Origin of the sequence: Rickettsiella endosymbiont of Dermanyssus gallinae, from assembly GCF_019285595.1 — a bacterium.
In the GTDB taxonomy this organism is placed as follows: Bacteria; Pseudomonadota; Gammaproteobacteria; order Diplorickettsiales; family Diplorickettsiaceae; genus Rickettsiella_B.
In genome coordinates this window covers 986,915-1,000,082 of the sequence record NZ_CP079094.1, presented here as the reverse complement: position 1 = coordinate 1,000,082, position 13,168 = coordinate 986,915, and the positions used below count along the sequence as shown (strand labels likewise).

Annotated in this window: 11 protein-coding genes; 4 read left to right on the top strand and 7 right to left on the bottom strand. The window is 37.2% G+C overall.

Features of this window, described 5'->3' with window-relative positions; all coding sequences use genetic code 11:
* Positions 1-424 precede the first annotated feature (424 nt).
* Together KX723_RS04985 and KX723_RS04980 are read left to right on the top strand one after the other, a co-directional pair.
* Complete coding sequence (locus tag KX723_RS04985; protein ID WP_218813335.1) at positions 425-3,106, top strand: hypothetical protein; 2,682 nt, start codon at positions 425-427, stop codon at positions 3,104-3,106.
* Positions 3,096-5,411, top strand: a complete 2,316-nt coding sequence (locus KX723_RS04980; RefSeq protein ID WP_218813334.1) for a hypothetical protein — start codon at positions 3,096-3,098, stop codon at positions 5,409-5,411. The genes KX723_RS04985 and KX723_RS04980 overlap by 11 nt, the downstream gene beginning before the upstream one ends.
* Positions 5,412-5,454: 43 nt before the next feature.
* Here KX723_RS04980 and KX723_RS04975 read toward each other — a convergent pair whose 3' ends face one another.
* The 7 genes from KX723_RS04975 to KX723_RS04945 are packed head-to-tail and all read right to left on the bottom strand — an operon-like array spanning position 5,455 to position 11,694.
* Positions 5,455-5,952 carry a hypothetical protein gene (locus KX723_RS04975; protein WP_218813333.1) on the bottom strand — a complete coding sequence of 166 codons (498 nt, stop codon included), beginning with the start codon at positions 5,950-5,952 and terminating at the stop codon, positions 5,455-5,457.
* Positions 5,940-7,280: an HsdM family class I SAM-dependent methyltransferase gene (locus tag KX723_RS04970; RefSeq protein WP_218813332.1), complete on the bottom strand. Its 1,341-nt coding sequence runs from the start codon at positions 7,278-7,280 to the stop codon at positions 5,940-5,942. Before KX723_RS04970 ends, KX723_RS04975 begins: the two co-directional genes overlap by 13 nt.
* Positions 7,281-7,315: 35 nt before the next feature.
* Positions 7,316-8,707, bottom strand: a complete 1,392-nt coding sequence (locus KX723_RS04965) for a hypothetical protein (protein WP_218813331.1) — start codon at positions 8,705-8,707, stop codon at positions 7,316-7,318.
* On the bottom strand, positions 8,674-9,300 hold the full coding sequence (locus KX723_RS04960) for a hypothetical protein (RefSeq protein WP_218813330.1): 627 nt from the start codon (positions 9,298-9,300) through the stop codon (positions 8,674-8,676). Before KX723_RS04960 ends, KX723_RS04965 begins: the two co-directional genes overlap by 34 nt.
* A gap of 19 nt (positions 9,301-9,319) precedes the next feature.
* A complete protein-coding gene (locus tag KX723_RS04955; protein WP_218813329.1) occupies positions 9,320-9,961 on the bottom strand; it encodes a DUF6475 domain-containing protein in 642 nt (213 codons plus the stop codon).
* 26 nt (positions 9,962-9,987) lie between these two features.
* On the bottom strand, positions 9,988-10,908 hold the full coding sequence (locus KX723_RS04950) for a hypothetical protein (RefSeq protein ID WP_218813328.1): 921 nt from the start codon (positions 10,906-10,908) through the stop codon (positions 9,988-9,990).
* A 12-nt stretch (positions 10,909-10,920) separates the two neighbouring features.
* Positions 10,921-11,694 carry a Cro/CI family transcriptional regulator gene (locus KX723_RS04945; RefSeq protein ID WP_218813327.1) on the bottom strand — a complete coding sequence of 258 codons (774 nt, stop codon included), beginning with the start codon at positions 11,692-11,694 and terminating at the stop codon, positions 10,921-10,923.
* 181 nt (positions 11,695-11,875) lie between these two features.
* On the opposite strand from KX723_RS04945, the gene KX723_RS04940 reads away from it, so the two are divergent.
* Both KX723_RS04940 and KX723_RS04935 read left to right on the top strand, forming a co-directional pair.
* On the top strand, positions 11,876-12,184 hold the full coding sequence (locus KX723_RS04940; protein ID WP_218813326.1) for a helix-turn-helix domain-containing protein: 309 nt from the start codon (positions 11,876-11,878) through the stop codon (positions 12,182-12,184).
* Positions 12,091-13,122, top strand: a complete 1,032-nt coding sequence (locus KX723_RS04935; protein WP_218813325.1) for a tyrosine-type recombinase/integrase — start codon at positions 12,091-12,093, stop codon at positions 13,120-13,122. The genes KX723_RS04940 and KX723_RS04935 overlap by 94 nt, the downstream gene beginning before the upstream one ends.
* The last annotated feature ends 46 nt before the right edge of the window (positions 13,123-13,168 follow it).

Sequence of the window (13,168 nt, the reverse complement as noted above, 5' to 3'; positions counted from 1 at the left end):
AGCCAAGACCTCAGTTTTACAAGTATCGTAGAGACGATGGAAAAGTGAGGTCTTGGCTGGTTTTCACATCGTGAAATGGGCGGGCAACCTAGATAAATCAAGCTTAGACGTGTTTACAGTCTACTAGACTCCAAATAGCTAGCTCAATATAGTGGGTAATAGCTTACTTATTTACTGCAAATACACAAAAAACATCGATAATAGGGTTCCTTATTTTTGCATGTCGATAGCGGTTTCTAAATCAACAATTCTTAATTTATAAAGTGATTATTATAAAAATAATAAATCCATCTTAAGTTAAGATAATTATTAAGTTAGTAAATGATATATTAAGGGTAATTTATTTATCTGTTTATAAATAAATTTAATGATTAAGCACTCGGCCTGATTTTACTAAAAAATTAAATACTTAAAAGGAGATAGTATGGGTATTGAACGACTGGCGTTTATGATGCTTAAAATCTTATGGGAGACACTCGAAGGACTGCATCTGGCACATGTAGCTCATATTGCTGGTAAGGCTGGTTATAAAGGCGGGAGCCATATTAAACACGCTATACAACAGCGATGCCAGGAATGGGAAGACAAAAAAAATCCAGATAAATCACTCGAGAGAAAAGCAGAAACATCCTATGATTTCCAGACTGTCGGTAATACCTCTCTTAATGGCATCCATAAGCAAGCAGAAGATTATCTGGTTAATTTAGAGGGTAGTGTTAGAAATTTAGATAAAGCAAAAAAATATTTTGTAGATATCCATTCTACCTTAACGGATATTACTAAAGACTTAGAATCTAATGATAGCAGAAAGTGTCCATCCTATTTATTAAGCCTTCAGAATAACCTTGAACGCTTTAAAGCGGAATTTAGTAAATTTTTATCTTCGATTGAACCGCCACCTCGTCAGTTATTGTATATAGCTGGTTTAAATAAAATAAAAGTAATTGAGCGGTATAATAGTAGTTTAATAGACATTAAGAATTACATTAAGCGATTAGAAGAAATAGAACAAGCGATTGCTAATTCAGAAATAATGCGTGCACCTTCGACAAACAACGCAGAACTTATTAGTATCTATGCTGATATTGTTCTTGCATATGCAAAATTTCAACAAATTGACATCACTAAACTCAATGATCCATTTGACGGTAAGCCAAGCTGGTCTCCCTTACTAATTGAAGAAAAAGAAATAGAAGAAGTTGGACAGCGTATTTTTCTACATGCAATGCATGAGGCTGAAAATTCCAAGAAGGAAAAATTACTTATTGCGGAAATTTTCTTACGTAAACCCATTTCCCAGCACGAGATGAAGCAAATGGAGGTTGATCATCTAGTCTATGAAATGGCTAGCAAGTTACGCGGTTGGCAAATCAAAAAGTGCGATGAACTTCTTCAATTTCTCAGCGAACTGAAAGAAGGAACAGCATTACCGAAGCATGATCGCAATGGACTGCTAGCGTGGCTTCAAGCAAATGAAAAGAAGCAAAGCTCACTCCAGTTGCTCAAAGAAATCTTAGTTGAACCCTGTTCTTTCAGCCAATGCAGTATGGGAAATGAATCAGATAAATCGGCAGAGAGCAAGCTCAAAAAACTATTATCTATCGAAAATTCAGAGAAGTTGATCAAAGAACACCTGGCTAGTCATTGGAGTACTATTTGGGAAAAAAATGATACTTTGATTCAATTACCTAGCTCATTTAATACGAAAATATATCCGAGTCATCGAATGGAGCTAGATAATGCCTTAGAAAGGCCTTATGTCGTTTCTGCTGTCATGCATAAGTTAGCCAAAGCGTTGATGGTAGATATTCAATACTTAAAAGAGGAATTAGCGGATAATAAAGATTTTTATGCTGGTATGGATACTACCTGGGTAAATAAACAAACAGAACTCTGTGAAGCCCAAAAAAATCAAACCCATGAAGGGGGTGTAGCACGTATCAAGAAATCCCAAACACGTATGCCTGCTATTAACTCGTTGAGTAGTAGTTTATATCCTTATCTGTATCGTTCTGAAACGTTCAATCAAGAAGATAAAAAACGGCAAGTGCCAACCGTTGATGATTTATTACAGGTGATTTATTTCGGGATTGATCCTAATGGGGTTTGTCAGTGGGAGCCGCCTTACCCAACGATTTCTCAAAATAATCAACTCATGTATTATTTTATGCCAACTCAGGAACAAAATGACTCCAAAACGGATGCCTGGGTTTATGCTTACAAAATTTGTCAGGCGGATAGGATATCTGTCTTATCTCATTTATTTCTTGTTCCTCAGAATTCTTTAGCCATCATAGAGAAACACAAATTAGTCTCTGATATTGCTATTAAAAATGGCCTTTCAGTTCAAGTGATACAAGCTACTTCCAAAGATTCTAATAAAACACTGTCTATTAATACTAACAGTAAAGCATTGCGTAGTGTGACACCGAAAATGGCGCAGGAAATAGAAAGTCTTTTTAACCAATTGCAAAATTACTATGTGTTAGCGTTAGTGAGAATGGAATTAGAATATCTCAGTCTATTGCCGTTCCTGAGACGATTTAAATTCAAATTTGATAATTTCTTAAAATCTAATGATGAGATTGGCAAAGAGCGACTGGCGAGCGCGAAAATATATGTCAGTGATTTATGTGCGGTATTATCAGAAGAGAGAGTAGAGCTTATTAATCAGGCGTTAGTTGATTTGGAAGCCAGATATGCTAGTAGGGCTAAGGATGCCAGAAGTAAATATAACGGCCATAAAGGTGAATTATACACTATCATGGAAAAGCTAATGAATGGTCCTATTGCTGCAATAAAAGAACAGATGAAAGCTCTTGAACCACCCATTGATGAGCAACAAAAACAAGAAAATGCAGTAGTCGTAGATAAGGAAGATGAGGAAAAAGAAACCATACAGGCTCGAGGAGAAGAGGTTCTAAAAGAGAAAGATGCGGAAATAGAACGTCTAAAAGCGTCATTAGCGGCACGAGAAAGACAGATGTCACCGCAACCTGGCATAGCTGGATCACGGGTAACTTTATTTTCTGTACCAACTACATCGCAAGCAGCTAATACGACAGCTGAGAATTCTGTTTTACCCGAGCATAACTATGCGCCCTAATACAGGAATTACCATTTCAGATACTGTAAGCCCGCTGTTGCAGCACAATCAACTTCTCCGCGACTGGTTAAACGATTGTTTGTCGCCGTCTAAAACCCAGCTTCAGGTATGGACATCGGATTGGATTGAATCCTTGCGAGCAGGGCTGAAAAAGGCAGATTCAGCGTTTATTAAACAGGGATATGAAGAACTGATTGATCAACTTAATAACCTGCTACAACAGCAATACGCAACTGACGAGAACGTACAAAGTAATTGGGTGTCTGCTTTATTGCTACTATTACTCGTGATGCATGTCTATCGAGAGACCACTGCAGAATGCTGTCACGATCAACTAATAGAATGCCCATCAATGCGATGGACAGAGCATGCCAATCGCGTGATGGCGATTGCACCTAAAGTGCTTTATTTAAAGCAGTTAAGCCGATTAGTACGTGAAGCCATATCTAAAAAACCCATCGACAGCATAGTAGACCGTGCTTTATTTCAGATTCACCAGCATGCACTGAAATTCTGTTTTAAACAATTTTTAAATGGGCTGCGTCATACGGATCAAGACTGCCCACCGCCTGATGAAGAACATAGCACATATAAATCTTACGTTCATATGATTTGTATGCTACATGTTTATATCACTCAATTATCTGATTTACCGCGAAAAGAAAAAGAATACTTACCAAATCTATTATTGAAACAATTAACAAAACTTATAAAAGATACCAGTGAACTGGATTTATCGCCTTCCTGGATGGATCGCTTAAAACAATGGATACAACAATTTTTTGGTAAATTGAAATTGTTGTATACGACAATACCAAGTACTACAGAAACCTCTTCTTCAGCGTTACTCGCTATCAGTCAACAATTAAGAAAATCTGCTCAACAAGCGGCTCAAAAAAAAGAATTACATTCCCCAGAATTAATACGAGAACGTTGTTGGTTGTATTTTTCATTGTACGAACAGATCATTGCACAGTACTGGGACAGCGAGAAGTATGCGCTGAATTATCAATCGACGACACTGGCCTTATTTGAGAGTTTTATGAGTACATTTAATTGGCCATTTACCTTTAGAAAAGGGATTTTACGAGAAAATCCGTTAAAGCCCTCTCGATTCAAATTCAGTCGAAAGAAAACAATACCGCTTGAGCATTGTGAGCCCCTACTAGATAAAACCTTAACTAAATTAAGCGAGGATTTCTTTAAAACGGATTGGTTTTATTTGGATTCGATTCCTCATCCTGAAAGGCGCTCTTTTTTACATTGGTTAGTTTCTCGACACGAACCTCGTCTTATTGCAAAAATTAAGGACTACATAAGCAAAGAAGGCATAGAATTTCAACAAGATGAGATTCTAGAGTTAGATAAAAGAAATCTCTATCGTTTAGTGCAAGCGGTTCATGAAGATTTTTGTAAAGAGTTAAATTTAATCACGCAAATGATCCTAAGTGTTTGGTTTCGAGACGCTGGAATCAGGGTGTCGCATGCGGATTTAGCTCGTATGTTATTAAAACCAGGATGCTGGTTATATCTAAACCCGGAAGTACCATTGACATTGGAATCCTCGATTACTAGATTTGCCTTTTTCATGTTACAAGCTATCGAGCGTTTGGGTGCTGGTATATATTTTTTTCCACCCTTGCAACAACGTTGGAGTACCTTTCAAGCAGCGTTGACAGCGCATTCGGGTAAGGTTACAGAATTTATACGCCAGCATGATGCTGATATTGCAGCAATCCTTAAAAAATTATTCTTAATGTTTCACCCGGATCATCAGTCTGAAGCAGAGAGAAATGATCCAATATCAAAGAATTGGGCGCAACGCTATCTTTACCGGATTCAGCATACTAAGAGTAATTTACAAAAGTTCAGGGAGCTAGCTGCCAATGAACAACAAAATATTGATGATGAAACTGAAAGAAAAGCCGAGTCATTATTGAAATGGCTGAAGGATGTCGTATTGGATTGCATGGATTGTCATGTTGCGCAGCAGCGAATGGCAGTCAGACTTTTTTCTCTTTCTGATGATGACTTACGACGCTGCTATGATCATAAAACCTATGAAACAATTACGAAACGTAAGCAGATAGAGGCTGATACGATAAGTGAACGTAAAAAATTAAAGGAGGAGCTAAAAGAGAAGGATGCAGAAATAGAACGTCTAAAAGCATTATTAGCAGAACAAGAAGGACAAACGCTATCACAACCTAGCATAGCTGGATCACGGTTGACACTATTTCCTACCCCAACTACATCCCAAGCGCCTACTGATGTTGCAAATCTCGTCATCGCAAAATGCCCTTAAAGAATGCCAATTCCTTATGAACAGCTTCTTATCTTTATATCATTTATTTCGATAACAGAGTGATATGACTAAAATCATCAATAAAGTGGTTGATTTGAAGCATCATATTATTTTTTAAATCGAGTAAAATATTCTCATTGAAAACGTTTTTATCAAATTTTTTTAATTTTAACGCGATCAATCTACGTTTAATGGCGCGTCTGCCATAAGAAAAACGCCAGGACTGTAAGTTTATTTGACCTGCATAATAAGCTAGTTCAATCATACTCATGGCTTGTTTTGGAATTAATGGATTAATATAACCGCCGCCATTACCACCGCCAATAAAAGGTTTTGTCTGCACCGTTGCAAAACCAAAGGTATTGACCACGATACAGGGAACATTTTTTATTAGCTCGTTTTCGTCTAAAAGACTGACATATTTCACCACGCCATTATTTAATTTTGTACTAGAGACAAAGGGAATTTCCCCAGCGGAGTAATCATATAAATTACTGGACTCGCACCGTTGTATATCAAAATAAAAATCTATTGTTTGCATAAATAAGAAGGAATAAGGTTTTTTACGACGATTTTAGTTTGTAATGCTAATTCGGTATCTGAAAATTGTTCATCCTCTAAATAGCTCTCTGGGGCGTATTCAAGATAGCTATCATAATGGATTGGTTTTTGTATAAATTCACGCTGGCTAGCCTCTACCTTAATATTATTAAAGTGTGAAATAAGCGCGTGTTTTATCGCTTCTATATTATTTTTCTGTGAAGAAGCACTAACCATAACGCCTTTCCTTTTTACAAGTCCATCTTTTAACCAAGCCCACATAACACTAGAATCCTGATGGGGGATTCCTTTTTGAATAATAATGGCATAAGTACATACATTGACAGGATAAAACAGGTCACCTGGCAACGTTATCACGGCTTTTAAAGTGTTTTCCTCTAATAGCGTAGATCGCCATTTTTTAGCATTCGATAGCAACATGACGGAGTTAGGAACGATAGCGAATAAATAACCTCCTTTTTCCAGCTTGTTTAAAGCAAAATCTATAAATTTATATTCTTTTTCATCGGGGTTTTTAAGGGAATAAGGAGGATTCATGAGGACTTTTGATACTTTTAAGTCCATAAATTTCGTGGTTGTAAAACAATTTCCACCTTCAAGATTAATGCGGCTACTTCCTCTAAATATCATATTTACGAGCGCTAAAGCAGCAATCTCTGGGTCTTGTTCTATGCCATAAATACCTTCTGACTTAAATTTTTCAAATTCTTCGTGGTTAACTTCATTTTTTACCTTATCAAGCGCAGAAATTAAAAACCCACCTGTTCCACAGGCAGGGTCTAAAACTTTATCTTTGTTTGTAATATTTAATACCTCAACAGCAAAACGAGTGATATGGTTAGGCGTGAAAACAATCCCCATTTCTTTTGCTGCATTGCCATATTTTAAAAATTTCTCATAAAATATACCCAAAATATCCGTACCCGAATGCATTGCAGAACGAATATTGATACTCTCAAGCACTTTCAGGGTTTCTAATAATGCTTTTCTAAATTTAATGTGGTAATCGAAGGTCGGTGGAGCAGATATTTTTATGTAATGTATAAATTCTCGTTTGTCTTTTTCATGTAATGCTTCTTCAGCCCTATTATTTAACTCGTTTATCATGGAAAGGCAGTCATTTTCACGATTTATATCGCTGTCTTTTAATAAGGCTAGAATGGTGGTTGCAACAACCCGTACCCGATTGCTTTTATTGATTGAGCCATCATGTAATATTTGGTTAATCTTAATTGCTTTTTGGTAATAAACGTCATCTATAATCCTATCTCCTTTTATAGTGAGGCTATTTTTTTGTTTATTGCTCATTATCTCTCCTCGTTAGAAATTCTTTTAAAATTTATTTATGCGGTAGCACGAACTATAAAAGCGTTTGATGGTTGCTCAGTGAATTTAAAAGAGTTTCTAAAAAAAGAAGAGGGGTTTTCAGGATTATTTATTAATGGTTGAGCTTGTGCTTGTAGCGGATCAATTTTTTCCCATGAACTATGAGAAGATAAGCTATCACAAAATGAATAGGATTCAGATAACTTATCGGTTTTCTGGGAGACAGCTTGCTCAACGTGAGGCTGCGCGGCCAGTTTTAACTGCTCCATGCTGTATTTTGGGTTCTCAAGCACGGTTTTTAAATGACGACGCAATGTGTTGAAATCCAATGCAGACACCCATTTAAACAAAATAGGTTGTCGATAGCGCTGCGTAAGTTCCTCCCCAAATTTCACAATATCAATGGAGTTTGTGAGCATGTCTGATAAATAGTTAATCTCTGAGAGTATTTTGTCCGGAATAGGAACGCCTTGATTCTGATAAGATTGCATATAATTGGCTAAAACAGTCGATAAGTCCTGTTTAAAATTCAGTAACAAAACATCTGAAGCAGAAAAGGAGTGTCTGTTATGTTTCTCCTCTTGTTCTTTTAGTAAGGTAGACAAACGTTCAAGTGTCGATGTTAATAATGTATCTTGATGTTCAGGCGGATCGTTGTCGATTAATGTTTGGATAACTTGAATAGTCGTTTGTACTTTCTCACGATATATCGTTTCATTTAGCCGCTCTTTATGGCTTTGTATGTGCTGGGAAAAAGCGGCTAAGCAATCTGATAAACAGTCTTGATTGTTATGAATTTGTTCGATAAGCCAGGCTTTCCATGCTTTATGCCAGTATTTTTGTTGCCATTGCCACCAGTGATTAGGCTGTTGTTTAATAAGTAATTGAAGTGACTGTTGTAACAATTCATGGCGTGTTATGACTATCTGTAATGCCGGATCAGATAAGGTCAGTGCTTCAGAGGATTGGACATCAAAAACCATAGGAAAAGAAAGTTGTGCTAATAACGCTTGCTGTGCCTCTAAGAATTGTAAGCGATGATGATTAAAAAATAATCCAACCCATTTCTTTATAGGCGTTGGAATTAATAAACGGTGTGATGCTAGAGTAATAAAACCATATTCTTTAAGTTGATACCTTTTTAATTGATACAACCATTTTTTTTGATTTACATCGCCATACTTTTCGATAGCACGCTGAATTTGATTAAATGTAGCGTTATCAAGCTTCAATTGATAGTGAGGCAACGGAATAGTGGGCAACCCTAACGATGGGATACATTTTGCAAAAATAGAGCCAGCATCATCACAAGTTACTTGCCCTTGAGATTCGATGGCTTTTAAGCGTAATAACAACGCTTCAATCACTTGTTCTCTTAATAGGTGAAGTTTATTTGACTGTAACAGCAAAAAATACTCATAATTTCAGCAATAGCCGTGGGAAGACGCACAGAGCTCATCCATGCTTTTTGTTTTGCCCCTAGTTCTTTTTGTGCTTCTGAAAAATGATCTTGATATCGGGTAATAACATCCAATAAAAATAATAAACCTTGGCTTGAATGATATTGAAAAGGCTCATGTATTTTCCATTGTTTATAGGTTTGATTAATCATTTGTTGAGTCTTAGTATCATTTTCTACTTTTGCCTCGTTAAAACGTTGCTCTAAAATAGGGTAACTGAATGAACGTGCAAGCGATTCTTCCCAAGTTAATCGATCTAAAATGGATTGATCCGTTTTTAATTGTTGAATGATATTTTTAAAAACCGGCCATGCTTCATGAGGCGACTGGTGTTTTGCTCTGGCTAATGCCATGTGTAAGGCTTTACGATCGGTAACAAAGTGTGAGGCATGGTAAACGGATTTTTCAGTGAGTTGTTCACCGTTATTTAAAACAGCCAAGCCTTCTGGCTGTAGATAAGCAAGACCCCAGGTTTTATTTGATTTTATGTTTGAGTGATGCGCTTGATTATACTGCGAGATGGTTTCAACTAAATTAAACATAATTTGTTCCTATTTATTTTTATTTTTCGGATTCAAATTGCTGAGTGGCTTTTGAAAGAGACAATGGAAAATTTACCTCCAATGGGCTACTACCGTTTTTATAAACCAATAAGGCGCGCTTAGGATCACCGACTAGCATCGGATCGGGTTGACTATTAGCAAAGCCATTAGCCTCGTTATCGTGTTCTAAACTGCCTCTCAATACACGGGGATAATTAATGCTAGGATTAGCGTGGTACTTTTGGTAGCGGGTTATAAAATCTTGGCGTAAAAATGATAATGTCTTTTCGGATTGCTGGCATAAGTAAATCCATCCGCCCACGTCACGTATGACACAATGTATAATCGGATTATCAAATACCACACTGTTATAACGACCAATCGTCCGTATGGTATGGATAACTTGTGCCCACGCATTCTGTGCAAACTGACGACTATTGCCTTGGATCAATTCAATTAATTCGGCTGCTATGGGCATGCCCCATACTTCGCGATCGGGGTTTCTCAGGATATCCAATATAGCGGCTTTCACTTTGGCGAAAGGATAGGCACGGAGACATTGCCAGTACGTCTCTAGCAATAAATTAGACATTTTTCGGTTAAAAGATTCTGCTAACAGGGTTAGCCATTGCAAAAATAATTCTTTGTCGTTGTCATGCATGTTGTTTTCTCCTGGTTATTCTTTGGTCATTGCAGAACATTGAGCCATTTTTTACCCACGGTAAGGTTATGATCTAGCGTAGGGCTTAACCCACGCTCAGCTAAGCTATTAACGCGTTTTACGGGCGATGATTGTTGACGGTGTAACGATTCTCGTTGTTCTTTAGCTAGCCAAGTATTGATATGTCGAGGAATCGTCAGTGTTGTTTTACGTTCGGCGGGATTTGCTTCATTCCAGGATTGTATTTGGCGTAGTTCTTGTAAAACGTTGATATTTGGATACGTTTTTTGCCAATTTTCTAGCTGTGTAGGCGTTACCAAAAAATGATGGTTATTTTTTAGCGGTATGGCAATGTCGATAGCGAGTGGCGTTTTTACTAAACATAAGGATTTATTAACAAGAATTTTTAATGGGCTGCTGCTGGGCGCGACATCTGTCGCGCCAACATCACCATCCTGTTTCTGAAATGGTTTCTGATCCTGATTCTGTTTCTGATTCTGATCCTGTTTCTGTTCCTGGCTTCGGAGGGGCTTAGAAGGGTCTAAATAAAATAAGTCACGGTATCTTTCATAAAAGGCGTTTCTAAGGGGTATATTAGCGAGTTTTTTATAGATTTTATGAATATGTATAACACGCTTATCGCCTTTTTTAAGTGAGCCTAATTCATCCGCCGCCATGTCATGTACCCAAACGTGATCCGTATCAGCGTCATAGGAACAAAATTTTATTTCTATAAGATCGTTGATCCCTTTTGAAACGCCCTCTAAGGGGATTCCTGTTTCATGAGCGATAAAATAGAGGGGTAAATAATAAAAATGAATCATGTTAGCGTGACTACAGGTCATTAAATACAACGCAAGGACTTTTGCTTCTAGCCCACAATCTTTTATTTTTTTACCCATTGGGCTTATCCAAAATTTGGATGAGATTTGTGCATAATCACGCATGATATTTTTCCATTAGTTAATATTTAATTTATTTTTCTGTTCTTGATGGGTTAATTTCGATAAATGTGCGGCTTTCGATATTGATATTTTTTTATGATCAATTTGTTCGATCAATTCAGAACAACCGTGCTGTAATATCTTTTGGATACGCCTGAAGGTTCTTTCACAGGAAAAACCTAATATCTTAGCGGTAATGTCTCGGGTCTTTACGCCTTTAATTGTGGGCAATTTGCCCACATTATTTCTACCGCGACGCTCTCCAATGTATCTTTTTAGCGCAATTCCTATGGCTGCTCGCTCGCTGCTTAAAAATGTTTGAACTAATACACTGGGTTCATATTTTTTTTCTAGTAGAGCGGATAAAGAAATCCGCCAAGAAAGTACCGTTTTCTTTTCATGTTTCTTGCTGGTTTCGATGGATTCTAAGCCATAAATGAGCTGATTATTTTCATCTACGCAGATAGCGCGGTGTTCATGCAGCGATAGGTTTTTTTGATCAGTAAAATAAGGAATTTCTTCTGGGATAACGATGTACTTTAATGGTAAGTGCATGAGGGTTGATGGAAACGTATCAAGCTCTAAGTTGTATTTAACTTTCCAAGGAATTAACGCCTTATAGTTAAATTTTCCTTTGCTTTTAGTTTCAATACGAAAGGCAATGTCCGGTGGAATGGAACTCCCATCAAGATAACGATAAATAGTTGCTCGGCTAACCCCAATTTTATTGGCCATTTTAGTAATGCTTCCAAAGTAACGAATTATTTTTCTTAGAGTTGTTTCGTGCATAAAAAAACTCCTTATTATTTTTTTGGTTACCGGCGTAGTTTATGTAAAAAAAATGTACGCATGCATACATTTTTATTTAGTAATCTAAATTAAGTTTCAGTTAATCAATTTGGATAAATTGAACTGGGGGAGCAATCAATATCCGTAGTTTGATTTGTTTGTACAAATAGGAGTTACCAATATGAAAACCTTCAATCTTGAAGAAGCGGCGCAATTTTTAAAGATGAGCCCAGGTGGTCTTCGAAGGTTAGCGGCAAGTAAAAAAATTGCTGCAGCTAAGCCTGGGAGAGGGTGGTGTTTCCTGGAAGAAGACCTTGTTAATTATGTTCGTTCGCTTTACGATCAGCCCTGTAACCAAATATCGCAGGGTGTCTCTAACAATAAGAGGAGAAAAATATGGCACTCTGGAAACGAAACAAAATCTGGTGGATTCAACTATCTCACAACGGAGATAAAATACAGAAATCTACTGGGACTACCGACAAAATAGCGGCACAAGAACTGCATGATCGATTGAAAGCAGAGTTGTGGCGCCAAGATAAGTTAAAAGAAAAACCAAAATATATATGGCAAGACGCAGTGGTAAAGTGGTTAGATGAAGTAAAAGATAAGCGTAAGCGAAGTATGAAAGATGTAATATTACAGCTTAACTGGGTAGATCCTCATCTAAAGGACAAAAAGCTAATAGACATCGATCGCGTTTTACTTGAAAAAATAGCAAAGATAAAAGAAAAGAGGAAGGTATCGCCCTCTACCGTCAACCGAATGCTAGAAATAGTAAGGGCTATTCTCAATAAAGCAGCTAATGAATGGGAATGGATTGAAAAAGTACCTAAGGTTCCGCTTCGTTATGAAGGGGAAGGACGTGATCGTTGGTTGACTAAAAGAGAAGCCAATCTACTCTTAGCAGAATTGCCTACGCATTTAGCTGATATAGCTGCATTTTCTTTAGCAACAGGATTACGCAAGGCAAATGTTTTAGGATTACAGTGGAAAAATGTTGATTTAGCAAATCGACATGCACAAGTTTCTGCCAGTCAATCGAAAACAAGAAAGGCAATTCCTGTTCCTTTGAACACCGAAGCGCTTACTATTATTCGTAAGCAAATAGGTAAACATAATGAGTTTGTGTTTACCTACCGAGGAAAACCTATAAGAAGATGTAATACACATGCTTGGAGGAAGGCATTAAAACGAGCAAAGATAGACAATTTTCGTTGGCATGATTTGCGGCACACATGGGCGTCTTGGCATGTACAAAATGGTACCTCCTTACAAGAGCTACAGCAGTTAGGTGGGTGGTCTTCTTTTGACATAGTGTTACGTTATGCACATTTGAATAGTGACCACTTAAAGAAAGCAGCAGAAAGGATAGTTACTACAAATTTACTACAATTCCCAAAACAGCATGTGCTACAGGCTAGCTGAATAAGAAATAAACTGTTAGAATTCCCCGCAGTTTTTAGGTGTTTTA